At 31.9% G+C, this 23,528-nt stretch carries 21 protein-coding genes and 1 rRNA gene (1 of these 22 running past the window's edge); 14 read left to right on the plus strand and 8 right to left on the minus strand.

The window, feature by feature from the left end; all coding sequences use genetic code 11:
* Window positions 1–490 (minus strand): 16S ribosomal RNA (locus ACKTTR_RS12815); it reaches 1,034 nt to the left of the window's first position.
* Between the two features lie 954 nt (window positions 491–1,444).
* Here ACKTTR_RS12815 and thrS point away from each other — a divergent pair.
* From thrS to ACKTTR_RS12845, 6 genes are all read left to right on the plus strand, one after another.
* Entirely contained in the window at window positions 1,445–3,391 is a 1,947-nt protein-coding gene (thrS, locus tag ACKTTR_RS12820) for a threonine--tRNA ligase (RefSeq protein ID WP_408028216.1), read from the plus strand.
* Between the two features lie 75 nt (window positions 3,392–3,466).
* Window positions 3,467–3,985, plus strand: coding sequence for a translation initiation factor IF-3 (gene infC, locus ACKTTR_RS12825; RefSeq protein ID WP_262706669.1), 519 nt, complete (start codon window positions 3,467–3,469; stop codon window positions 3,983–3,985).
* A gap of 44 nt (window positions 3,986–4,029) precedes the next feature.
* Window positions 4,030–4,227: a 50S ribosomal protein L35 gene (gene rpmI, locus ACKTTR_RS12830; RefSeq protein ID WP_047790515.1), complete on the plus strand. Its 198-nt coding sequence runs from the start codon at window positions 4,030–4,032 to the stop codon at window positions 4,225–4,227.
* A 93-nt stretch (window positions 4,228–4,320) separates the two neighbouring features.
* Complete coding sequence (gene rplT, locus ACKTTR_RS12835; RefSeq protein ID WP_099215432.1) at window positions 4,321–4,665, plus strand: 50S ribosomal protein L20; 345 nt, start codon at window positions 4,321–4,323, stop codon at window positions 4,663–4,665.
* Between the two features lie 95 nt (window positions 4,666–4,760).
* The gene (locus ACKTTR_RS12840) at window positions 4,761–5,345 is read left to right on the plus strand and encodes a tRNA (guanine-N1)-methyltransferase (protein WP_408028217.1); all 585 of its coding nucleotides are present in this window, start codon (window positions 4,761–4,763) and stop codon (window positions 5,343–5,345) included.
* Between the two features lie 145 nt (window positions 5,346–5,490).
* Window positions 5,491–6,525, plus strand: a complete 1,035-nt coding sequence (locus ACKTTR_RS12845) for an XAC2610-related protein (protein WP_408028218.1) — start codon at window positions 5,491–5,493, stop codon at window positions 6,523–6,525.
* Window positions 6,526–6,703: 178 nt separating this feature from the next.
* Here the strand turns inward: ACKTTR_RS12845 and ACKTTR_RS12850 are convergent, their stop codons facing one another.
* The gene (locus tag ACKTTR_RS12850) at window positions 6,704–8,380 is read right to left on the minus strand and encodes a formate--tetrahydrofolate ligase (protein WP_408028219.1); all 1,677 of its coding nucleotides are present in this window, start codon (window positions 8,378–8,380) and stop codon (window positions 6,704–6,706) included.
* Between the two features lie 208 nt (window positions 8,381–8,588).
* On the opposite strand from ACKTTR_RS12850, the gene secDF reads away from it, so the two are divergent.
* From secDF to ACKTTR_RS12870, 4 genes are all read left to right on the plus strand, one after another.
* Entirely contained in the window at window positions 8,589–11,567 is a 2,979-nt protein-coding gene (gene secDF, locus ACKTTR_RS12855) for a protein translocase subunit SecDF (protein ID WP_408028220.1), read from the plus strand.
* An 87-nt stretch (window positions 11,568–11,654) separates the two neighbouring features.
* Complete coding sequence (locus ACKTTR_RS12860; protein ID WP_408028221.1) at window positions 11,655–12,773, plus strand: adenylate kinase; 1,119 nt, start codon at window positions 11,655–11,657, stop codon at window positions 12,771–12,773.
* 72 nt (window positions 12,774–12,845) lie between these two features.
* Window positions 12,846–13,835 carry a GTPase ObgE gene (obgE, locus tag ACKTTR_RS12865; RefSeq protein WP_408028222.1) on the plus strand — a complete coding sequence of 330 codons (990 nt, stop codon included), beginning with the start codon at window positions 12,846–12,848 and terminating at the stop codon, window positions 13,833–13,835.
* A 165-nt stretch (window positions 13,836–14,000) separates the two neighbouring features.
* Window positions 14,001–14,288: a ubiquitin-like protein gene (locus ACKTTR_RS12870; RefSeq protein ID WP_408028223.1), complete on the plus strand. Its 288-nt coding sequence runs from the start codon at window positions 14,001–14,003 to the stop codon at window positions 14,286–14,288.
* Window positions 14,289–14,466: 178 nt separating this feature from the next.
* Here ACKTTR_RS12870 and ACKTTR_RS12875 read toward each other — a convergent pair whose 3' ends face one another.
* The 4 genes from ACKTTR_RS12875 to surE are packed head-to-tail and all read right to left on the minus strand — an operon-like array spanning window position 14,467 to window position 17,196.
* The gene (locus ACKTTR_RS12875) at window positions 14,467–15,021 is read right to left on the minus strand and encodes a C40 family peptidase (protein ID WP_408028224.1); all 555 of its coding nucleotides are present in this window, start codon (window positions 15,019–15,021) and stop codon (window positions 14,467–14,469) included.
* Between the two features lie 7 nt (window positions 15,022–15,028).
* Complete coding sequence (lpxB, locus tag ACKTTR_RS12880) at window positions 15,029–16,141, minus strand: lipid-A-disaccharide synthase (protein WP_408028225.1); 1,113 nt, start codon at window positions 16,139–16,141, stop codon at window positions 15,029–15,031.
* A gap of 9 nt (window positions 16,142–16,150) precedes the next feature.
* Window positions 16,151–16,438 carry a hypothetical protein gene (locus ACKTTR_RS12885; RefSeq protein ID WP_408028226.1) on the minus strand — a complete coding sequence of 96 codons (288 nt, stop codon included), beginning with the start codon at window positions 16,436–16,438 and terminating at the stop codon, window positions 16,151–16,153.
* Window positions 16,426–17,196 carry a 5'/3'-nucleotidase SurE gene (gene surE / locus ACKTTR_RS12890; RefSeq protein WP_408028227.1) on the minus strand — a complete coding sequence of 257 codons (771 nt, stop codon included), beginning with the start codon at window positions 17,194–17,196 and terminating at the stop codon, window positions 16,426–16,428. The genes ACKTTR_RS12885 and surE overlap by 13 nt, the downstream gene beginning before the upstream one ends.
* A gap of 115 nt (window positions 17,197–17,311) precedes the next feature.
* Between surE and ACKTTR_RS12895 the strand changes: the two genes are divergently transcribed.
* The 3 genes from ACKTTR_RS12895 (at window position 17,312) to ACKTTR_RS12905 (ending at window position 20,679) form a co-directional block, all read left to right on the plus strand.
* On the plus strand, window positions 17,312–17,824 hold the full coding sequence (locus ACKTTR_RS12895; protein WP_408028228.1) for a hypothetical protein: 513 nt from the start codon (window positions 17,312–17,314) through the stop codon (window positions 17,822–17,824).
* 78 nt (window positions 17,825–17,902) lie between these two features.
* Complete coding sequence (locus ACKTTR_RS12900; protein ID WP_408028229.1) at window positions 17,903–20,023, plus strand: carboxy terminal-processing peptidase; 2,121 nt, start codon at window positions 17,903–17,905, stop codon at window positions 20,021–20,023.
* A 320-nt stretch (window positions 20,024–20,343) separates the two neighbouring features.
* A complete protein-coding gene (locus ACKTTR_RS12905; protein ID WP_408028230.1) occupies window positions 20,344–20,679 on the plus strand; it encodes an HD domain-containing protein in 336 nt (111 codons plus the stop codon).
* On the opposite strand, the gene ACKTTR_RS12910 is transcribed toward ACKTTR_RS12905, so the two are convergent.
* A complete protein-coding gene (locus ACKTTR_RS12910) occupies window positions 20,674–21,468 on the minus strand; it encodes a DUF2797 domain-containing protein (protein WP_408028231.1) in 795 nt (264 codons plus the stop codon). The two genes, ACKTTR_RS12905 and ACKTTR_RS12910, sit on opposite strands and share 6 nt — an antisense overlap.
* A gap of 66 nt (window positions 21,469–21,534) precedes the next feature.
* Here ACKTTR_RS12910 and ACKTTR_RS12915 point away from each other — a divergent pair, with 66 nt between their 5' ends.
* Window positions 21,535–23,043, plus strand: a complete 1,509-nt coding sequence (locus tag ACKTTR_RS12915; RefSeq protein WP_408028232.1) for a GH3 auxin-responsive promoter family protein — start codon at window positions 21,535–21,537, stop codon at window positions 23,041–23,043.
* Window positions 23,044–23,047: 4 nt separating this feature from the next.
* Here the strand turns inward: ACKTTR_RS12915 and ACKTTR_RS12920 are convergent, their stop codons facing one another.
* On the minus strand, window positions 23,048–23,518 hold the full coding sequence (locus ACKTTR_RS12920) for a hypothetical protein (protein WP_408028233.1): 471 nt from the start codon (window positions 23,516–23,518) through the stop codon (window positions 23,048–23,050).
* Window positions 23,519–23,528 lie beyond the last annotated feature (10 nt).

Here is a 23,528-nt window from a genome sequence, read left to right on the forward strand (position 1 = left end):
TACAGTACCGTCAGTTAGTTACACGTAACTAAGTTTCTTCCTGTATAAAAGCAGTTTACAACCCATAGGGCAGTCTTCCTGCACGCGGCATGGCTGGTTCAGAGTTGCCTCCATTGACCAATATTCCTCACTGCTGCCTCCCGTAGGAGTCTGGTCCGTGTCTCAGTACCAGTGTGGGGGATAATCCTCTCAGACCCCCTACCTATCGTTGCCATGGTAAGCCGTTACCTTACCATCTAGCTAATAGGACGCATAGTCATCTTGTACCGATAAATCTTTAATTAAAAAATGATGCCATTTCTCAACATTATGGAGTATTAATCTTCATTTCTAAAGGCTATCCTCCTGTACAAGGCAGATTCTATACGCGTTACGCACCCGTTCGCCGGTCGTCAGCAAAAAAGCAAGCTTTTCCCTGTTACCCCTCGACTTGCATGTGTTAAGCCTGCCGCTAGCGTTCATCCTGAGCCAGGATCAAACTCTTCATTGTATAATCTTTAATATTATAAATGTTAAGTTCCAAAAGAATTTTTAACTTCGTAGAAGTTATGGTTATTCTACTCTTTGTTTTACGCTGTCAATTTCAATATTTTCAATGAACTTGGTGAATCTCTAACAATAAGCGTTAACTCATCTTTTCAATCCAACCTTTTGTAGAAATACTAGACTCGAACTAGTGACCTTACCGTCTTCCAAAATTTCTGTGATCGTGTCGCTTTCTCAAAGCGGATGCAAAACTACAAACTCTTTTTAATCTGACAAAACTTTTTTTAAAGTTTTTTTTCGTTTGTTTCGCTACACTATTTTAATGAACTGTTTCCCTAAAAATCGGACTGCAAAGATACTCACTTTATTTCTTATTAAACAAGAAAAATTTAAACTATTTTTTAACCTTTTCTTTAAATATCTTAAACCCTATTTTAATGAACTCTTACTAACTTCTTAGCTTACCGCTTCTCCGTTTGCGGGTGCAAATATAGATACCTTTTTCTTTACAACAATGACTTTTTTTGCCTTTTTTCTAAACCTTTTTTTAACTCTTTGTCTTATACCTCTTTATACCGTAAAGTTTTTTCTAACCAATCAAAACAATACCTACCCTTTTACTCTAAACACACCTTTTAACTACTTCCCTTAACACTGAAGGGGTTTGTACATACTATATATATGGTAGCAAATCGCGTTAGGAATTAACTCAATCGTTATTACTTTATTTATTTGTTTGTTTCGTTCAATGCACAGCATTTAAAGCAAAAGATACAGCGGAAAGCCCGACTCTTTACAATGTTATTACCTAGCAATAACTAAATTGTAAAGCGAAACGCTCAACTAATAAAACCATATTCGAAATACATTATATATATATTGTAGGTAATTGCCTTTTACAATATCTTTGCGATTCAAAATTTCCACTTGTAAGGAAATTATACAAAACATATATATAATGATTAAGATTACATTACCCGACGGGAGCGTCAAAGAATTTGAAATGAATAGCACTCCAATGGATGTTGCTAAAAGTATTAGTGAAGGTTTAGCTAGAAATGTTATTTCTGCTAGTTTTAATGGAACAACTGTTGAAACTTCTACTCCTTTAACCTCAGACGGCTCGTTGGTTTTATATACATTTAATGATGTAGCTGGTAAAAAGGCTTTTTGGCATTCATCTGCTCACGTATTAGCACAAGCTATTCAAGATTTTTATCCTAATGCAAAATTAACTATTGGACCTGCTATTGAAAATGGTTTTTATTATGACGTTGATTTTGGAGATGAAACTATTTCTGAAAAAGATTTTGATAAAATAGAAAAGAAATTCTTAGAACGTGCTCGCGAAAAAGCAGAGTTTAAAATGCGTTCTATTTCCAAAGCTGATGCTTTAGCATATTACCAAGCACAAGACAACCAATATAAGGTAGAACTTATTGAAGGTTTAGAAGATGGTGACATCACTTTTTGTGACCATAGTGATTTTACCGATTTATGTCGTGGAGGTCATATTCCAAATACTGGAATTATCAAAGCTGTAAAAATCATGAATGTTGCTGGTGCTTATTGGCGTGGTGATGAAAAGAATAACCAGTTAACTCGTGTGTATGGAATTTCTTTTCCTAAACAAAAAGAGTTAAAAGAATATTTAGAATTACTTGAAGAAGCTAAAAAACGTGATCATAGAAAGCTTGGTAAAGAGTTAGAGCTTTTTACTTTTTCTCAAAAAGTGGGACAAGGTTTACCTTTATGGTTACCAAAAGGTGCTGCTTTACGTGGTCGTTTAGAAGATTTCTTAAAAGCTGCTCAAAAGAAAGCAGGATACGAAATGGTAATGACTCCACATATTGGGCAGAAAGAACTATATGTAACTTCTGGGCACTATGCAAAATATGGTGAAGATAGTTTTCAACCTATTACTACCCCAAAAGAAGACGAGGAGTTTTTATTGAAACCTATGAACTGTCCGCATCATTGTGAAGTATATAATCACAAACCATATTCATATAAAGATTTACCTAAACGTTTTGCTGAATTTGGTACCGTATATAGATATGAACAGAGTGGTGAATTACATGGTTTAACTCGTGTTCGTGGTTTTACTCAAGATGATGCACACATTTTCTGTACACCTGAACAATTAGATGAAGAGTTTAAAAATGTAATTGACTTAGTACTATATGTATTTGGGTCTTTAGGTTTTGAAGATTTTACTGCTCAGGTATCTATTAGAGACATGGAGAACCTTGATAAATATATTGGTTCAGTTGAAAACTGGGAAAAAGCTGAACAAGCAATTATTAATGCAGCGGAAGATAAAGGTTTAGATTATGTTGTTGAAGAAGGTGAAGCTGCCTTCTATGGTCCGAAGTTAGACTTCATGGTAAAGGATGCTTTAGGTAGAAGTTGGCAATTAGGAACTATTCAAGTAGATTATAACTTACCAGAACGTTTTGATTTACATTATAAAGGTGCCGATAACCAATTACACCGCCCAGTAATGATTCACCGTGCACCGTTTGGCTCTATGGAGCGTTTCATTGCGGTTCTGCTAGAGCATACAGGAGGTAATTTCCCTCTTTGGCTAACTCCTGAACAAGTTATTGTACTGCCAATCAGTGAGAAATATCAAAAATATACCGAAAAAGTTTTAACTTTGTTAGAAAATTCCGAAATTCGCGCCCTCGTTGATAACCGTAACGAGAAGACAGGAAGAAAGATACGTGATGCAGAAGTTAGCAAAATACCTTTTATGGTTATTGTTGGTGAACAAGAAGAAAAAGATGGCACAGTATCTGTAAGAAAACATGGTGAAGGTGATTTAGGAACATTTACTATAGAAGAGTTCATTTCTCTAATACAGAAAGAAGTTAGTAAAACATTAGTTCCTTTTGGAAGTTAAAAAAAATAGATAGTAATTTAAAATTTATAAGTCATAGCAATTAGAAGAAAAGGCGGTAGAAGACCCGCGAGAGTAATTAAAGAAGATCAACATAGAATTAATGAAAAAATTAGACATGTTGATGAAGTTCGTCTTGTAGGCGATAACGTGGAAGTTGGTGTATATCCATTAGCTAAAGCTAAAGAGATTGCACGAGAGTTAGAATTAGATTTAGTTGAAATTTCACCTAAAGCTGTTCCTCCTGTTTGTAAAGTTATTGATTACAAAAAGTTCTTATATGAGCAAAAGAAACGTGAAAAAGCTTTAAAAGCTAAAGCTACTAAAGTTACCGTTAAGGAAATTCGTTTCGGACCTCAAACTGACGAACATGATTACGAATTCAAAAAGAAGCATGCAATTAAGTTCTTACAAGATGGAGCTAAATTAAAAGCTTTTGTATTCTTCAAAGGGCGTTCGATTGTATTTAAAGAACAAGGACAAATTTTACTATTAAAATTAGCTCAAGAATTAGAAGAATACGGTAAGGTAGAACAAATGCCGAAGCTAGAAGGAAAACGTATGATTATGTTTATTGCTCCAAAAAAGAGCAAATAATATATACAACAATAATATAAGCAAGATAAAACTAAAAAACAAAGATGCCTAAAATTAAAACAAAATCTAGTGCTAAGAAACGTTTCAAGTTAACTGGTACTGGAAAAATCAAAAGAAAGCACGCGTTTAAAAGCCACATTTTAACAAAGAAGTCTAAAAAACGTAAGCTTGCATTAACACATGCTACATTAGTACATAAGTCTGATGAAGCAAACATTAAGCAACAATTAGTTTTAAAATAATTGTTAGCACAGGGAATTTAATTATTAACCATGGAGTTAGGCTCATTAAAGAACTTTTAAGTAAGTCGCCTACTACAAAAACACATTTGAATTATGCCAAGATCAGTAAATTCAGTAGCTTCAAGAAATAGAAGAAAAAAAATCTTGAAGCAAGCAAAAGGTTACTTTGGGCGTCGTAAAAACGTTTACACAGTAGCAAAGAATGCGGTTGAAAAAGGAATGTTATATGCATACCGTGACCGTAAAAACAACAAGAGAAACTTCCGTTCATTATGGATTCAACGTATTAACGCTGGAGCTCGTCAGTACGGAATGTCTTACTCACAGTTTATGGGGAAAGTAAAAGCTAATAATATTGAGTTAAACCGTAAGGTTTTAGCTGATTTAGCTATGAACAACCCAGAAGCTTTTAAGGCCATTGTAGAAAAAGTAAAATAAGTTTCATAACCTTGCTTATACTAAAAACCCAAACCTTAACGTTTGGGTTTTTTTAAACCACCCATATTCATCAATTGAACTAAAATATCAATCCTATGAAATTTTTTAAAATAGTATTCATCTTTATCTTTACTCAAAGTATTATTGCTCAAACCAGTTCTCCTGATCAACCTAATACAGTTGAAAACCAATTTAAAGAGCTTTATAAAAAATCAAACAACTATCAAATTTACAAGGTTGTAAAAAAGAACGAATACATAAGGCTACAGAATAGTATTTTAGATAGTATAAAAGTTATTAAAACAGATGCTGCTGCTAAACAGGTAAAAATAGATGAGCAGCAAAAAAGTATTACTGAATTACAAACTAAGATAGATACACTAAACAAGGATTTAGCTACTTCTATTGATAAGGAAGATGCTATTGCTTTTATCGGGATTCCTTTAAACAAATCTACCTACAACTCTATAGTATGGGGTATTATTTTTGTTTTACTTGCTGGGTTAGCTTTCTTTATCTACAGGTTTAAAAACAGCAATGTGGTTACTAAAGAAACAAAAAGTTTGTTAACTGAAACCGAAGAAGAGTTTGAGCAGTACAAGAGAAAATCTATTGAGAAAGAGCAAAAACTACGTAGACAGTTACAAGACGAAATTAACAAACAACGTGGTGTAAGTTAAGCTGCCTACACCTACAATTTTTATAACTCATAAAAAAGCAACCTTAATAAGGTTGCTTTTTTTGTTTGATTATTAATCTTATTCTAAATAAATTCGTTATACATATAATACTCGTTACTTAAACGAATATTTAATACAAAAAAATATGAAAAGAAATTTATCACTTCTACTTGTTTTAACATTCTTAAATGTATTCAGTCAGACCAAATACGAAATCAAGGGCTTTTCAGAAAAATATAGAGGTCTATTAACTATAGAAAAAGGCTATGAAAAAGACGTTTTTAAAAAAGGAACTATTACTGTCTTTGATTCTAAAACAAAAGTAATAGAGATTCATTCCGATGAATTAACTTTTGAATTAGAAAAAAATGAGCATGTTAAAACAAATATATTAAACCTTCCTTACGGAAAACAGAGCATTTTAATCTATAAAGATTTTAATTTTGATGGCATTAAAGACTTAGCTATCATGGATGGACAGTTCAGCTGTTATCATGGACCATCTTTTAGAATATATCTCGAAATTAACAACAAACTAACATTTAGCCCTAAATTTACTCAATTAGCACAAGAATATTGTGGTATGTTTCAAACGAATGATAAAACAAAAACTATCCACACTATAACTAAAAGTGGTTGTTGCTGGCATCAATATTCAACTTTTAAAGTAGTTAACAACATTCCCTCTCCTACTCTAACCATAGAAGAAGACGCTGGATTTGCTCCTTTTTATGCAACTACTACAACAGAATGGAACGGGAATAAAAAGAACAAAAAAACTACTAAAACACTAGATTTAGAGTATGATGGTCTTTCTGAAATACTATCATTTAACCTTATTAAAAACCAAAAGCGAGTAGTTCTATTTAGCATGAATGGTCTAGCACTTAATTACGCTTTGATTAAACCTAATGATACTGTTGAATTTTCATTTCCTATTGAAATGATGGAAGAAGGTTCTAATTTTAAGCTCAATAAAACAAAAAATACACTAACCTTTAAAAACAAAAATGCTACTTATCAAATCTATCAAACTAGCAAAGAAGGTAAAGTTAATGCGATTGGTATACTTGTCACGATAAATGGCAGAAATTACGACTTAAAAGGAGTTTTAAATTCTATAGAAGGAGACTTAGAAACTCTAAAGGACATAAAACTAAACAACCTTATCAGCGAATAGGTTTTAATTTCTAATAGTTTTAACAAAAAATCCCGAGTTCATTACTCGGGATTATATTTTACGCTAAAAACTGTTGTAATCAATTGGATGAACAATTTTATTTTAAAGTAAAAACTATAAGATCTATTGATTCACAACATTCTTTTCTACTCAAAAATTCTGAGTATAATTCTATTATTTATGACAACCCTGAAATTACTCCGTTATTGTCAATCGTCATATTTTCAGATGCAGGTGTTGCTGGTAACCCAGGCATGCGCATCATTTTTCCTAAAATTGGAATTATAAATTGTGCTCCTGCGGCAATTTCAATTTCTCTAACATTTACTGTAAATCCTTCTGGTCTTCCTATCAATTTATCGTTATCGGAAAATGATTTTTGTGTCTTAGCCATACACACAGCAAAATCATTAAATCCTAAACGGTCAATTCTTCGTAAATTTAACTCAGCCTTTTTATCATAGGTTACAGCATCTGCTCCGTAAATTTCTTTAGCTATTTTTTCTATTTTCTCTTTTACAGGACTTTTCCAATCATACAAGGGCTTGTATTGTGTAGCTTTATTTTCAACTACATCAACTACAGCTTTGGCTAAGTTTTTAGTTCCTTCTCCTCCTTTTGCCCATCCTTCAGAAACAACAGCTTGTACACCTAAATTCTTGCAAGCGTCAATAACAAACTGTACTTCTTCATCAGAATCAGATATAAAAGAGTTAATTGCTACTACAGGCTCAATATTGAATTTTCTAATATTTTCAATATGCTTTTCTAAATTTTTAAATCCGTTTTGTACACGCTCTAAGCTTGGGGTATTATATTCCTCTTTTGAAGAACCTCCATGATGACGTAGAGCTCTAATTGTAGCAACGAGTACCACACATTTAGGATTTAATCCTGCATATTGTGATTTTATGTTCAAGAATTTTTCGGCTCCTAAATCGGCTCCAAAACCAGCTTCTGTTACTACATAATTTGATAAAGACAATCCCATTTTTGTAGCAATAATTGTATTCGTTCCTTGTGCAATATTTGCAAAAGGTCCTCCATGAATTATCGCTGGATTTTCTTCTAAGGTTTGTACTAAATTTGGTTTTACCGCATCTTTCAACAAAATTGCCATTGCATCTTGCGCTTTTAGATCACGTGCAAAAACTGGCTTTTTGTCAAAAGTAAATCCGATAAAAATATTTCCTAAACGTTCTTTTAAATCATTAAAAGAAGTGGCCATACAAAGAATAGCCATTACTTCTGATGCTGGTGTAATGTTGAATCCATCTTCACGTGGTATTCCATTTGCTGTTCCTCCTAAACCAATTGTAATTTGACGTAACGAACGATCGTTCATATCAATTACACGTTTCCATAAAATGGTACGTGGATCGATATTTAAATTGTTAGTTCTGCTTTGTAAATTGTTATCTATTAAAGCTGACAGTAAATTATTAGCTTTCTCAATAGCGTTAAAATCTCCCGTAAAATGTAAATTAATGTCTTCCATAGGAACAACTTGTGAGTAACCACCACCAGCAGCACCTCCTTTGATTCCAAAAACAGGACCTAATGAAGGTTCTCTTAACACCACTGTTGCTTGTTTACCTACTTTATTCAACCCTTCTGTTAGACCTATAGAAACAGTAGTTTTTCCTTCTCCGGCCGGTGTTGGAGTTAATGCTGTTACCAACACTAGATTGTTTTCTTTTATTTTGTTTTCATCTATTAAATTTAAGGGTAATTTAGCTTTATATTTTCCATACATTTCTAAATCATCTTCCCTTACCTGTAACTTATTAGCTATATGCTTTATATGTTGTAATTCTTTTGCTTGAGCAATCTCGATATCGGTTAAATGCGCCATGGCAAATTGTTTAAAATTTTAAGTTATTTGTTGTACTAAAAAAGCAGGTAAATATACATAATATAATCCCCACAAAAACTGACATTTGTTAGCAAATATTCCTTAATTATTATCTAAAGACATAAATATGGTAAAAGAATTGGCTTTTCTTTTAATGAAACGCTATATTTGCACGTTTTTAAAATGAAGTCGATTTAAATTATTTACAATGCAAAACAAAGGATTAATTAAATTATTTGCTATACTTTTTGGTTTAGTAAGTATTTATCAATTATCGTTTACGTTCTTTGCCAATAAGGTAGAAGATAGTGCGAAACAGTATGCTAAGGCTAATGTTAGTGATAACAATGGTAGAGCTTTGGCTAGATATGAAAGAAAATACTTAGATAGCGTAGCTAACAAAGAGGTAGTAGATTTGTGGTTTACACAATACACTTACAACGACATCAGAAACAAGGAGATGAACCTTGGTCTTGATTTAAAAGGGGGTATTAATGCAATTTTACAGGTATCAGTAAAAGATATCTTAATCGGATTATCTGACGATTCTCAAAACACAACTTTTAAGCAAGCATTAACGAATGCTGATGAAGCTCAAAAAGACAGTCAGGAGAATTACTTAGATTTATTCTACAAAGAGTTCGAAAAATTAAGTAACGGTAGCATTAAGTTAAGCGACCCAAGCATTTTTGGAACAAAAGCTTTACGTGATAAAATAGACTTCAACAAAACAAACGAGCAGGTTAAATCGACTTTACAAGAAGAAATCAACACTTCTATCAACACTGCTTTTGAAGTATTACGTAGCCGTATTGACAAATTTGGAGTTGTACAACCAAACATTCAACGTATTGGAAACTCTGGTAGAATTCAAGTAGAATTACCAGGTGCCAAAGATATTGATCGTGTAGAGAAGTTATTACAGAGTACTGCTGAATTACAGTTCTGGGAAGTACACACAAATGCAGATGTTCAAAACTTTTTCTTTACAGCTAACGCTAAAGTTGCTGAAATGTTAAAAGATGATTCTGCTACTGAACAAGTTAAAGATACTGCTAAAGCAGATAATGATATTGATGATTTATTAGGTGAATCTGCTGATTCAACAAAAGTTGAAACTCAAAAGAATTTATTTACTTATTTATATCCTAATGTAGCTCAAAGTCCGCAACAAGTAAGTTCTTTAGTTGCTCAAGCTAGAGTTCAGGATACAGCAAAAGTAAATAGTTTCTTACATAACAAAGAGGTAAGAGCTTTATTACCTAACAACTTAAAGTACACTAAGTTTTTATGGGACTACAAGTCTCAAGCTGGTGCTGATGGAACTGAGATTATTGGTTTATACGCTATCAAGTCTAACAGAAAAGACAAAGCACCTATTGATGGTGATGTGATTGCTGATGCCAAACAAGAATACGACCAGCTAAGTAAGCCTGTTGTATCTATGTTAATGAATGGTTCAGGAACTAAACAATGGGCAAAAATGACTAGCGAAAATGTTGGTAAGTTCGTTGCTGTAGTTTTAGACAACTATGTTTATACAGCTCCTGTAGTAAATGGAGCCATTACAGGTGGTAGTACTCAAATTTCTGGAGGCACAATGACTGTAAATGAAGCTCAAGATATTGCAACGGTATTAAAAGCTGGTAAGTTACCTGCTCCTGCTCGTATTATCCAAGCACAAGTTGTTGGTCCATCTTTAGGTAAAGAATCTATCGATGCAAGTATGTGGTCTTTTGGTTTAGCTATTATTTTAGTTTTAGTTTGGATGTTCTTATACTACGGAAGAGCTGGTATTTATGCAAATATAGCCTTAGTAGTTAACATTTTATTCATCTATGGTTGGTTAGCTTCTTTTGGAGCCGTTTTAACGTTGCCTGGTATTGCTGGTATTATTTTAACCATTGGTATGTCGGTTGATGCAAACGTAATTATCTTTGAAAGAATTAAAGAAGCTTTAAGTGGAGGTAAAAATTTAGGAGAAGCAGTAGAAGAAGGTTTTAGTTTTAAAGGTGCTTTATCGGCAATTATTGATGCTAACATTACTACGTTCTTAACAGGTGTTATCTTATTTATTTTTGGTACAGGACCAATTAAAGGTTTTGCTTACACTTTAATGTTAGGTATTGGGACTTCATTATTTACAGCTATTTTTATTACTCGTTTATTTATTGACGGAGCAGTTGCAAAAGGAACTAATTTAACTTTCAATACTGGGTTCTCTAAAAACTGGTTTAACAATATTTCTATTGAATTTTTACAAAAACGTAAAATCGCGTATATCATTTCAGGTTTCTTTATCACTGTTGGTTTAATTTCTATTTTTACTGTAGGGTTGAAGCAAGGGGTTGACTTTAAAGGAGGTCGTTCTTACGTAGTTCGTTTTGACGAAGCTATGAAAGGTAACGAAGTAGCTGAACAATTAAAAGATGTATTTGGTACAGCTCCAGAAGTAAAAACTTATGGTTCTGATCATCAATTAAAAATTACCACTGCCTTCAAAATTGATGAAGAAGGTACTGATGTAGACGAGCAAGTACAAAATGCTCTATACAATGGTTTAAAACCATATCTAGGTGATACTTCTTATGAAAACTTCAAACCAGGTTTTGAAAAAGCAGGGAACGGAATTATGAGCTATATGAAAGTAGAACCTACTATTGCTGATGATATTAAGCAAGCTGCTTTATGGGCGGTATTAGGATCGTTAATCGTAGTATTCTTATATATCTTATTACGTTTTAGAAAAATGGCATACTCTATCGGTGCGGTAGTTGCTGTTTTCCATGATGTTTTAGTTGTATTAGGTGTATTCTCTTTACTATACAAATTTATGCCATTTGATATGGAAATTGGTCAATCGTTTATCGCTGCTATATTAACAGTAGTAGGATACTCATTGAACGATACCGTGGTAATTTTTGATAGAATTAGAGAGTTTACAGAAAGTAAGAACTCAGTTACTGCTAGCTTAGTAAACAAAGCATTAAACAGTACATTAGGAAGAACTATCAATACCTCTTTAACAACATTACTAGTAATGTTAGCTATCTTCTTCTTTGGAGGGGACAGTATTAAAGGATTTATGTTCGCATTAATCATAGGTGTGGTAGTAGGTACTTACTCTTCTTTATTTGTTGCAACGCCAATTATGTTTGACGTTTCTAAAAAAGAAGAAAATAAGTAACTCAAATAAAAACATACATAAAACCGTTTTGAAGTTTATTCAAAACGGTTTTTTCATTTAATATCAAGCAACTATCTTTGCATTCTGATGAAAATTACAAAACTCCACGATTTATACTTTAAAGAATTTATTTCAGGTGATGAAATATCTAAAATTGTTAACTCATTAGCTGAGCAAGTAAGAAAAGATTTACCTTCTGATGAAGTTCCTATTTTCATAGGAATTTTAAACGGGTGCTTTGTTTTTACTGCCGATTTTTTACGTGAATATAAAGGAAACTGTGAAATTAGTTTTGTTAAATTGTCTTCTTATCAAGGCACTTCTTCAACAGAAAATGTAAAGAGCTTAATTGGTCTTAATGAAGATTTATCTGGTCGTACCGTTATTATTTTAGAAGATATTATTGATACTGGTACAACTCTTCAAGAGATTTATGAAATCTTTAAAACGAAAAATTTAAAAGAACTAAAAATAGTAACACTTTTTTACAAACCTGATGTTTACCGTAAAGAGCTACATATAGATTATATCGGAAAAGGTATTGAAGATAAATTTATCGTAGGTTACGGATTAGATTACAAAGGCTATGGTAGAAATTTGCCTGCTATTTATCAATTAACAACACCACCAAAAATGAAAAACATCGTATTATTCGGCCCTCCAGGTGCAGGAAAAGGTACTCAAGCAGAAGTTTTAAAAGAAAAATACAATTTAGTACACATTTCAACAGGAGATGTATTCCGATTTAATATTAAAAATAAAACTGAATTAGGATTATTAGCAAAAACATATATTGATGCCGGAGATTTAGTTCCTGATGAAGTTACCATTAATATGTTAAAAGAAGAGGTTAACAAAAATGCTGATTCAGCAGGTTTTATTTTTGATGGTTTTCCTCGTACAGAATCACAAGCTAAAGCTTTAGATACTTTTTTAGCTGAAAAAGGTGAACGCATTAACGGAATGGTTGCTCTAGAAGTGCCAGAAGACTTATTAGTTGAACGTATCTTAGAAAGAGGGAAAACTAGTGGTCGTTCTGATGATATGGATGAAAGTAAAATCCGTAATCGTTTTAATGAATACAACACTAAAACAGCTGTTTTAAAAGACTATTACCAAACGCAAAACAACTACTACGGAGTAAACGGAGTTGGTTCTATTGAAGAAATTACACAACGTTTATCAGACGTATTTGATACACTATAACAAACACTTGTTTAATTGTTAAAGCAATAACAATTATCGCTTTTTAACGATTCAACAAATAAATAACAAACAATGACTGAAGGAAATTTTGTCGACTATATTAAAATCTACGCATCATCAGGTAAAGGTGGTCGTGGATCTGCACACTTACATCGCGAAAAATACATTGCGAAAGGTGGACCTGATGGTGGTGACGGTGGTCGAGGTGGTCACATTATATTGCGTGGCGATAAAAATATGTGGACACTTTTCCATTTAAAATTTAAACGTCATTTTAGAGCTGAACACGGAGGTGATGGAAGTAGCAGTAGAAGTACTGGACATGATGGTGCTGATGTTATCATTCCTGTTCCATTGGGAACTATTATCCGTGATGCTGATACTGACGAAATTTTATATGAAGTTATTGAAGACGAACAAGAAATCATCTTATTAGAAGGTGGTAAAGGTGGTCGTGGTAACTGGCATTTTAAATCTCCTACCAATCAAACTCCTCGTTATGCACAACCAGGTATTGATGGACAGGAAGGTTGGTACCGTATTGAATTAAAAGTTTTAGCAGATGTTGGTTTAGTTGGTTTCCCTAATGCTGGAAAATCTACTTTATTATCAGTAATTACAGCTGCAAAACCTAAAATTGCTGATTACGCTTTTACTACCCTAAAACCTAACTTAGGGATTGTAGAATATCGTAATCATCAAAGTTTTGTAATGGCTGATATTCCTGGAATTATTGAAGGGGCTGCTGAAGGAAAAGGTTTAGGGCATCACTTTTTACGTCATATAGAACGTAACTCTACCCTACTCTTTTTAATTCCTGCGGATAGCGAGGATATAAAAAAGGAATATGAAATCTTGCTAAATGAACTTCGTAAACACAATCCTGAATTATTGGATAAAGATCGTTTGTTAGCCATTTCAAAATCGGATATGTTAGATGATGAACTTAAAGAAGAAATCAAACAAGATTTACCAGAAGGTATTGAAGCCTTATTTATTTCTTCTGTAGCTCAACAAGGCTTAATGGAATTAAAAGATAAATTGTGGCAAATGTTGAATTAATTATTCAACTAAATAGTATTAAAAAAGCAATCTCAAATGAGATTGTTTTTTTTATTATCTCTTAATAACTTCATGCAAGATAGATTGTATAAAACCTGATTATTTTTATTTACTACTCTCTAAAATAAACTATATATTAGTCCATAATTTTAAATAAAAACTGTAATGAAAAAACTATTTACCACACTACTTTTTTTAGCCATTTCTTTTAATGCTTTCTCGATGCAAATTTTCGTCAAAACTTTAACAGGTAAAACATACACTATAGAAGTTGAATCTAGTGATACTATTGAGAATGTTAAATTGAAACTTCAAGATAAAAGTGGTGTGCCTCCTGAATGTATGAGAATTATTTACGCAGGAAAACAACTTGAGGATGGGAGAACTTTAAGCGATTATAATGTTGTAAAAGAAACTACACTACACATGGTTCTTAGAAGTAGCGATTGTTAATAACAATAATTACTTTCAATAAAAAAGGCTGTTTTGAAAAACAGCCTTTTTTATTTTCCTTAAATAGAATATTGATTCAATATTTCATTTTCAGTGACTTTTTTCATTACAAATAAGGTTAAGTTATAGATTTTAAGATATTATTAATATAACTATAAAAAACTTACAATTATTTTATCTACAACACTCGCTTTGCTTTAATAAAAGCTCGTTTCCAATAATTTTCATGTAGTGAAGTAACAATAACACCTTGCGATGTAGTAGAATGAATAAAACGAATATCTCCATTATCTACCGACGTTACTAACCCAACGTGATTTACCCTACCTCTTTTTCTTGAAGTTTTAAAAAATAGTAAGTCTCCTCTTTGAACTTCTCGTAACGAAATATTCTCTCCCTGTACATACATTTGATGTGATGTTCGTGCAATGGGTACATTTCGTTGTTTAAACGACGTGAAAATTAATCCTGAACAGTCCATTCCTCTTTTCGTCATCCCTCCAAAACGATACGGAACACCTTTGTAAGTAACGGCAGTCCATACAATCTTATCTGCAACAGTTACTTCCTCTTTTTCTGTTAATGTTCCATTTGTTTTAGTACTAACAACTTCTACTTCTTTAGGAGTTACCGGTGGAACTCTTTTTTGATAAGTAGTACTAACGTTTTTAGATGATCCACAAGAAATCATTAAAAATGATATTGCACATATGAAGAAGATTCTTTTTATCATGCTTTTTTTATTTTTTTAATTCAGCAACAATCAACTTTGCTGTTTTTTCAGAAGCTCCTTTCCCTCCTAACTTTTGTTCCAAATCAAAGTATGACAAAAACAATTGCTGACGATGTTCTGATTCTAAAATACGTGTTAATTCGTGCTTCAAGTTTTCTTGGGTAAAATCATTTTGTATCAATTCTTTTACCACTTCTCTATCCATTATTAAATTCACTAATGATATGTATCTTAAAGTAATAATTCTTTTAGCTATTTGATATGATATATTACTTCCTTTATAACACACTACTTGAGGAACTTTGAACAAAGCTGTTTCTAAAGTGGCTGTTCCTGAAGCCACTAAAGCTGCATGTGAAATGCTTAATAAATCATAGGTTTTATTATTGATGAATTTTACATTCGTATCTCCAATGATTTCTTTATAAAACTCATACGATTGACTCGGTGCACCAGCCACTACAAATTGATATTTAGGAAAATCCTTCACTAAGGAAAGCATTATCGATAACATTTTTGTTATTTCTTGCTTCCTACTTCCGGGTAATAATGCTATAACCTCTTTATGTCCTAAATCATGTTCTTTTCTAAACTTTTCTATAGAGACTTGCTCTCTTCCTGCAATTCCATCAATTAAAGGATGCCCCACAAAACGAACATTATAATCATACTTTTTGTAAAACTCTTTTTCAAACGGGAGAATTACAAACATTTGATCGATGTCTCGTTTAATATCTTTTACTCTCCCTGCTCTACTTGCCCAAACTTGAGGTGAAATATAATAGTTAGTTCTAAAACCTTGCTTTTTTGCCCACTTAGCTATGCGAAGGTTAAAACCTGAGTTATCAATAAAAATTATTACATCTGGATTGAACTGAGCAATATCTTTTTTACAAAAAGAAATCATTCCTAAAATCTTTCGTAAATTCATCAATACCTCAACAAAACCCATAAAAGCACGTTCTTTATAATGCTTAACAAGTGTACCGCCAACTTCTTGCATTAGGTCACCTCCCCAAAAACGAATATCTGCTTTCGGATCTTCCTTTAACAAGGCCTTCATCAAATTAGCTCCGTGCAAATCACCCGAAGCTTCACCTACAAGAATGTAATATTTCATGTATTAAAATTAGAAAAACTTTAAATATGCTGTTAATAAAGCTACAGCAATTGTAGTTATTAATACTCCTCTAGCTCTATAATCTTGTTTTTTCTTTAAAAACACCCAAAAAACAAATAAGTTAGGTATTGCTGCTAGAGCTATTACAGATCCTAACACCCCACCTTCTCTTATTTTAGTAATAGTTTCTGAAATACTAAGTTCTGAAATGTACTCTAAATAAATAAAAAAGCCACAAGTTGTTGCCAACAACGAGACTATAATTCCTATTAATATTTCTTTTTTTATATGTCCCATGTATGTAATTTTTGAATTGCGTGATGCGCTGTCATATCAAATTGAACAGGCACTACTGATATAAAACCATTTTCTAATGCCCAAATATCAGTATCTTGTCCTTTATCTCTATTAATAAACTCTCCAGAAAGCCAATAATACTCTTTTCCAAATGGGCTTTTACGTTTATCAAACGTTTCTTTCCAATAACCATTCGCTTGTCTACATATACGAACTCCTTTAATTTCGTCTTCTTTTAACTTCGGAATGTTTACATTTAAAATTACTCCATCAGGTAATCCGTTTAATAAAACATTTAACGCTATTTTTTCTATAAACTTACGTGCAGCTCTAAAATCAGCATGCCAATCAAAATCTAACAATGAAAAGCCTATTGCAGGAATCCCTTCAATACCAGCTTCAACAGCGGCGCTCATGGTTCCTGAATAAATTACATTAATTGATGAATTTGCTCCATGATTAATTCCTGAAACACATAAATCAGGTGTACGATTTAAAATTTCATTTTTTGCCATTTTAACACAATCTGCTGGTGTACCAGAACAACTGTACTCAATTTGCGGACCTTCATCAATGGTAATAGGATTACAATGTAACACATTATTCACCGTAATAGCATGTCCCATTCCACTCTGTGGGCTATCAGGAGCCACCACTACTACATCCCCTATTTTGTTCATAATTTCGATCAACATACGAATACCAGGAGCTGTAATTCCGTCATCATTTGTAACTAAAATCAAAGGTTTATCTTGCATAGTAAGTAAGTTTTACAACAAATGTAATATAAAAAATGGATTCTATTTTTAACATTTTGTAAAGACAGATTGGTTCATTTTATGTGTAAAATTGTGGTAATCAAACCCAAGCATTATGGTACGGATTATTGTTTATGTAACTATTTTTATAATTTCTTCATTTTTTTCAATTATTTCAGCACAAAACAACCCCAAAACACCATGTAATGAAATAGGTTACACTCAATTTGATTTTTGGGTCGGAAATTGGAATGTTTATAACTCTGAAGGAAAATTAATTGGTCATAATAACGTTATAAAAATGTCTAATGCTTGTGCTATTCAAGAAAATTGGGATTCAAAAACATCTAAAAGCAAAGGGACTAGTTACAATTATTACAATAAAAAAGATAATACTTGGAATCAGGTTTGGATTGATAACACTGGTTTTTCATTAGTTTTAAAAGGTAGTTTTAAAGATAATTCTATGACTTTAAAAAGTGATCTTATAGAAAATGATAAAGGCAATTATTATAACCAAATTACTTGGACAAAAAACAAAGATGGTTCTGTAACTCAAGTTTGGAATTTTCTCAACGAAGACCATAAAAAGATTAAAGAAGTTTTTAGAGGCATTTATAAAAAGTAATAAAACTAAAAAATTGGCATTATTTTAGTAGCTTAGCAACACAACGACTCAACACAAATTAAAAAGACAGAAGGTTTTATGAAGACGAAGTTTATTATACCATTTTTAGCAATCACACTTTTATTTTCTAACTCTGTTAGTTCAAATACTGTTCCTAATAACGATCCAGAAAAAGATCGTGTAATTGTTTACGTTTTAAAAAATATTTTAAGTCGATACCATTACGTTCAAAAAAATTTAAACGACGATTTTTCTGAACATGTATATAATACATTTATCGATGGACTTGATCCTAGTAAACGTTATTTTACTCAAGAAGATTTAAAAGAATTTTCTCAATATAAATATCAAATCGACAATCAACTAAGAGAATCTAACATTGATTTTTATAAGTTAGTATATCAGCGTTTTCTAGAAAAAATGGAGTCGGGTAAAAAGACCTATCGTTCTTTATTAAAACAACCTTTCAATTATAAAAAGAAGGAAACTATTGATATTGATTATGACAAAGTTCCGTATGCTAAAAACGAAACCGAATTAATCAACTACTGGAGAAAACAATTAAAGTTATCGATTTTAAGTAACATTGAAGATGCTGAAAACCAACAAAACGAAAAAGCTAAAAAAGATAAAAGTTTTAAAAAGAAAAGCTTTAAAGAACTAGAGACTGAAGCAAGAAAGAAAGTCCTAAAAAATATGGACGATTTATACATGCGTATTGGTGAGCTTGAGAACTCTGATTGGTATTCTACATTTTTAAATAGTGTAGTGAGTGGCTTTGACCCACACACAACCTACATGTCTCCACGAATTAAAACACGTTTCGATCAAGAAATGTCTGGTAAACTAGAAGGTATTGGAGCTCGTTTACAGAAAAAAGGAATTTACACACATATTGTTGAATTAATTTCTGGAGGTCCTGCATGGAAACAAGGTGAATTAGAAGCTGACGATATTATTTTAAAAGTTGCACAAGGTGATGAAGAGCCTTTAGATATTGTTGGAATGCGTTTAGATGACGCTATAAAATTTATCAAAGGAAAAAAAGGAACAGAGGTACGTTTAACTGTAAAGAAAAAAATTGATGGTTCTATTAAAGTAATCCCAATTATTAGAGATGTAGTTGAGCTTGAAGAAACTTTTGTAAAGTCTAGTATAGTTGAAAAAAATGGTAAAAAATACGGAATCATCAATCTTCCAAGATTTTACATAGATTTTAATGATTTAAGCCGTAGAGATGCTGCTAAAGACATGGAAAAGGAGATTGAACGTTTAAAAGAAGAAGATGTTCAAGGTTTAATTGTTGATTTACGTGATAACGGTGGTGGATCATTAAAAACAGCTATTGAAATTGGTGGTTTATTCATCAACAAAGGGCCAATTGTTCAAGTAAAATACCGTGGTGAAGATCCTTTAGTAAAGGTTGATACTGATCCAAAAATTCAATGGGAAGGACCTTTGGTAGTAATGGTTAATGAATTTTCTGCTTCAGCTTCTGAAATTTTTGCTGCTGCAATGCAAGACTATAAGCGTGGTGTTATTATTGGTGGTAAACAAACTTATGGTAAAGGAACTGTGCAAAATGTATTACCTATAAACCGTTTTTATGAACAATACCCTAACGATTTAGGTGCTTTAAAAATGACCATTCAAAAATTCTATAGAATCAATGGTGGGTCTACTCAAATAGAAGGAGTTTATTCTGATATTTCTTTACCTACCAGGTATAGTTATATGGATTTTGGAGAACGTGATTTAGATGGTGCTTTACCTTGGGATAAGGTACAACAAGCAAAATATACTGCTACGAATTCATATAGTAACTTTGCTGATGTAGTATACAACAGTAAGCAACGTGTAGTGAATAACGAAAAATTTAATAGAATAAACGACTATGCTAAATGGTTAAAGAAAAACCAAGAAGAAAGAGTTTATTCTTTAAACTACGAAGCCTTTAAAGAAGAAAGCAAAGCTAAAACTAAAGAAGGAGAACAGTTTAAAGACATTTTTAAATTTGATTCTCATCTAACTTTTGTGTCTCCTAAATATGAGTTAAACTTATTTAAAAAGGATACTGTTTTAGAAGAAAAAAGAGTTGCATGGCATAAAAATCTTCAAAAAGACATTTATGTAAATGAAGCATTAAACGTTCTTAGCGAATTGAAAATGAACAATAATCATGTAGCTGTAAAACATTAAAAAAAGGGTTCAAATGAACCCTTTTTCTTTTTACTTCTTTTTATGCTAAAAAATACTTTTTTAAATCTGCTAGCCAACTATTCAAACAATAACAGCTTCAATATTTTATTATGGCAAGAAATAGAAGAGCATTATACTAGTAAAAAAGACATTATCATACATTAGAACATCTTGAAAATTTACTTTTTCAATTAACTCCTATAAAAACCAAAATAAGTCATTGGAACACAATTTTATTCACGCTGTTTTATCATGATATTATCTATAATTCTTTAAAAAATAACAATGAAGAAAAAAGTGCAGAGTTAGCTGCTAAAAGAATGAAACAACTTTCAGTTCCTAAAGAAATTATAGAAAATTGTTTTTCTCAGGTTTTAGCCACTAAATCTCATGAAACATCTGAAAATTCAGACACCAACTACTTTATAGATGCTGATTTATCGATCTTGGGTCAAAGCGGGGAAGTATATACTAAGTATTATAAAAATGTTCGAAAAGAATACGCAGTCTATCCTAATATAGTCTATAACTCAGGACGCAAAAAAGCTTTACAGCATTTTTTAACTATGGAAAATATATTCAAAACAGAATACTTTTATCAAAAGTTCGAGGAAACGGCACGAAAAAATATTCAGAAAGAAATTGAACTATTATAATAGCTCGATTTTAACTACCAATCCTTCATTAGAACGAACATTAAACACTATTTGGTCCTCAAAAATTAAGTACTGTCCTTTAATTCCTACCAATTTACCTGTATACGTTTCTTCTTTCTCTAAATTCAAACTTTTAGGCTTTTTAGGGAACTTTTCAACAGGAAATTTAATATTAGTTTCAGTGTTATTAGCTATATAATATTCTTTAGCTTCATCAGGAATAAACTCTTGTAACCGCTCACGCCACTCAACCAAATTTTCATCTTTAATATCGTTCTTCAACATGGTTCTCCAGTTCGTTTTATCAGCTACATGCTCTTTTAAAGCTACCTCGGTAATTCCTGCTAAATAACGATTCGGCACCTCTACAATTTCAATAGCTTCATGCGCTCCTTGATCAATCCAACGCGTTGGTACCTGTTGCTTTCTTGTTACTCCTACTTTTACATTACTTGAATTTGCCAAATACACTATATGAGGTTGTAACTGCACTTTTTTCTCATATTCTAAGTCTCTATCTTCTTCTCCTAAATGCGCTTTACTTAATTCAGGACGCATAATCCAATCTCCTGCAGTTGGGATTTCAAAAAAGCATTTTTTACAAAACCCTTGACGGTATATTTTCTTTTCTAAATGGCAATTTAAACACTCATAAGTAACAAAACTCAACCTCAATTCCTTATTCAATAACTGATTCATATTCAAAAAATCAGCTCCCATATCTAAATAGTATTGAACTGTATTTAAATTTTCGGTAGGCATTTTTTTTAAAACTCCTTGGTATTGCATGTCTTAAATTTTGTTACATTTAGCTTCACAAAATTACAGTAAAAAAATTGAATTAAGAGTTAATCTATGACGTTTCCATTTATAAATTCAATCATTTCTTGGTTCTTAAAAAAGCGTAAACATCAAGTAGAGCTATTTTTAAAATACCCTATTGATGTTCAAAATGAGCTATTACTAAAACTTATAAGTGCCGCTAAGAATACTGAGTTCGGGAAACAACAAAATTTCTCTTCAATTAAAAGTTATACTGACTTTGCCAACAATGTTCCCATTCAACGTTATGAAAGCATTGAACCACTTATTGAACGTTGTAGAAAAGGAGAACAGAATTTATTTTGGCCTACACCTATACGTTGGTTTGCCAAATCAAGTGGTACTACCAATGCAAAAAGTAAGTTTATTCCTGTAAGTGATGAAGCTATTGAATACTGTCATTTCAAAGCAGGAAAAGACATGTTGTGTTTATATATTAATAATAATGAAAACGCTAAACTTTTCACTGGTAAAGGACTCCGTTTAGGAGGAAGTTCTGCTGTATACGAAGACAACAATACTTACTTTGGTGATTTATCTGCTATCATTATTGAAAATATGCCTTTTTGGGCAGATTTTAGCTCTGCTCCAAGACAAGAAACAGCATTAATGAGTGAATGGGAAACAAAAATGGAAGCTATTATTAACGAAACCATTCATGAAAATATTACAAGCTTAGTTGGTGTTCCTTCATGGATGTTGGTTTTATTAAATAGAGTATTAGAAAAAACAGGGAAGGATAATATTTTAGAAGTTTGGCCTAATCTGGAGGTTTATTTTCATGGTGGAATAAACTTCAACCCATACAGAGAACAGTATAAAAAACTCATTCCAAGAGACGATTTTAAATATTATGAAACCTATAATGCATCAGAAGGTTTTTTCGCCATTCAAGACCGAAATGATTCTGATGAAATGCTATTAATGTTAGACTACGGAATTTTTTATGAGTTTATTCCAATGAGTGAATACAATGGAGAAAACTCTAAGGCTATCCCTCTTTCTGAAGTAAAAAAAGATGTTAATTATGCCATTGTTATTACCACAAACGGCGGCTTATGGCGTTATTTGATAGGAGATACTGTTAAGTTTACCTCAACCGATCCCTATCGTATAAAAATTACTGGACGTACTAAACACCATATTAACGTTTTTGGTGAAGAGTTAATTATTGAAAATGCTGAAGATGCTTTAAAAGTAGCAAGTGATAAAAGTAACTGTGAAATTAAAGAGTATACTGTTGGCCCTATTTTTATGAATGGTAAAGAAAATGGAGCTCATGAATGGATTATTGAGTTTAAAAAGCCCCCTAAAGATCTTGTCTTTTTTACTGAAGAGTTAGACAATGCTTTAAAAAATTGTAATTCTGACTATGAGGCTAAACGTTATAATAATATGACTTTAGCAATGCCTAAAATACATCAAGCCCGTAAAGGTTTGTTTTATGATTGGATGAAAGAAAAAGGAAAGTTAGGTGGACAACATAAAATTCCTCGTTTGTCTAATAGTCGTGATTTTGTTGAGGAGCTTTTGAAGCTATAATTTACTATTCTGTTTTAATCTTAATAGGTAGTTGGTATTTTGTTACTACAGGAATTCCCCTTTTTGTGGCTGGGTTAATGATTGGTAATTTTTCTAATGTTAGTTTTATAATACTATCTAATTCTGGTAATTGACTAGTAACTATGTCAGAGGCTGTAACTTTTCCTAAAACAAACTTTCCATCCTTATTAATTAAAACATCAATTAACACCTCTTCATCTAGGCTATTTTTAGTCACAAAATTATATTGTTGTAAACTCTCTGTTATTCTTTTATGAATTTCTTCTCTAAAACAATTAATTCTTGCTTCATTAAGTAAGTTTTTACACTTACCAAAAGATGGAAACTCATCTACTTTTGTAAAATCTACAATAGTATCTACAGCCTTTCCATTATCTTTTTTTGAATATGAAAAGAAGTCGCAAGAAGAACATAGTAAAGCACAAAGTAAAAAAGCTACATAGCGAAAACTCATCTTATTGATT

Origin of the sequence: Tenacibaculum litoreum, assembly GCF_964513915.1 — a bacterium.
GTDB lineage: Bacteria > Bacteroidota > Bacteroidia > Flavobacteriales > Flavobacteriaceae > Polaribacter > Polaribacter litoreum.

Excerpts from the sequence above, each read along its gene's own strand:
- thrS (WP_408028216.1), top strand. The coding sequence starts at position 1,445 with ATGATTAAGATTACATTACCCGACGGGAGCGTCAAAGAATTTGAAATG.
- rpmI (WP_047790515.1), top strand. The coding sequence starts at position 4,030 with ATGCCTAAAATTAAAACAAAATCTAGTGCTAAGAAACGTTTCAAGTTA.
- rplT (WP_099215432.1), top strand. The coding sequence starts at position 4,321 with ATGCCAAGATCAGTAAATTCAGTAGCTTCAAGAAATAGAAGAAAAAAA.
- ACKTTR_RS12840 (WP_408028217.1), top strand. The coding sequence starts at position 4,761 with ATGAAATTTTTTAAAATAGTATTCATCTTTATCTTTACTCAAAGTATT.
- ACKTTR_RS12845 (WP_408028218.1), top strand. The coding sequence starts at position 5,491 with ATGAAAAGAAATTTATCACTTCTACTTGTTTTAACATTCTTAAATGTA.
- ACKTTR_RS12850 (WP_408028219.1), bottom strand. The coding sequence starts at position 8,380 with ATGGCGCATTTAACCGATATCGAGATTGCTCAAGCAAAAGAATTACAA.
- secDF (WP_408028220.1), top strand. The coding sequence starts at position 8,589 with ATGCAAAACAAAGGATTAATTAAATTATTTGCTATACTTTTTGGTTTA.
- ACKTTR_RS12860 (WP_408028221.1), top strand. The coding sequence starts at position 11,655 with ATGAAAATTACAAAACTCCACGATTTATACTTTAAAGAATTTATTTCA.
- obgE (WP_408028222.1), top strand. The coding sequence starts at position 12,846 with ATGACTGAAGGAAATTTTGTCGACTATATTAAAATCTACGCATCATCA.
- ACKTTR_RS12870 (WP_408028223.1), top strand. The coding sequence starts at position 14,001 with ATGAAAAAACTATTTACCACACTACTTTTTTTAGCCATTTCTTTTAAT.
- ACKTTR_RS12875 (WP_408028224.1), bottom strand. The coding sequence starts at position 15,021 with ATGATAAAAAGAATCTTCTTCATATGTGCAATATCATTTTTAATGATT.
- lpxB (WP_408028225.1), bottom strand. The coding sequence starts at position 16,141 with ATGAAATATTACATTCTTGTAGGTGAAGCTTCGGGTGATTTGCACGGA.
- ACKTTR_RS12885 (WP_408028226.1), bottom strand. The coding sequence starts at position 16,438 with ATGGGACATATAAAAAAAGAAATATTAATAGGAATTATAGTCTCGTTG.
- surE (WP_408028227.1), bottom strand. The coding sequence starts at position 17,196 with ATGCAAGATAAACCTTTGATTTTAGTTACAAATGATGACGGAATTACA.
- ACKTTR_RS12895 (WP_408028228.1), top strand. The coding sequence starts at position 17,312 with ATGGTACGGATTATTGTTTATGTAACTATTTTTATAATTTCTTCATTT.
- ACKTTR_RS12900 (WP_408028229.1), top strand. The coding sequence starts at position 17,903 with ATGAAGACGAAGTTTATTATACCATTTTTAGCAATCACACTTTTATTT.
- ACKTTR_RS12905 (WP_408028230.1), top strand. The coding sequence starts at position 20,344 with ATGAAACAACTTTCAGTTCCTAAAGAAATTATAGAAAATTGTTTTTCT.
- ACKTTR_RS12910 (WP_408028231.1), bottom strand. The coding sequence starts at position 21,468 with ATGCAATACCAAGGAGTTTTAAAAAAAATGCCTACCGAAAATTTAAAT.
- ACKTTR_RS12915 (WP_408028232.1), top strand. The coding sequence starts at position 21,535 with ATGACGTTTCCATTTATAAATTCAATCATTTCTTGGTTCTTAAAAAAG.
- ACKTTR_RS12920 (WP_408028233.1), bottom strand. The coding sequence starts at position 23,518 with ATGAGTTTTCGCTATGTAGCTTTTTTACTTTGTGCTTTACTATGTTCT.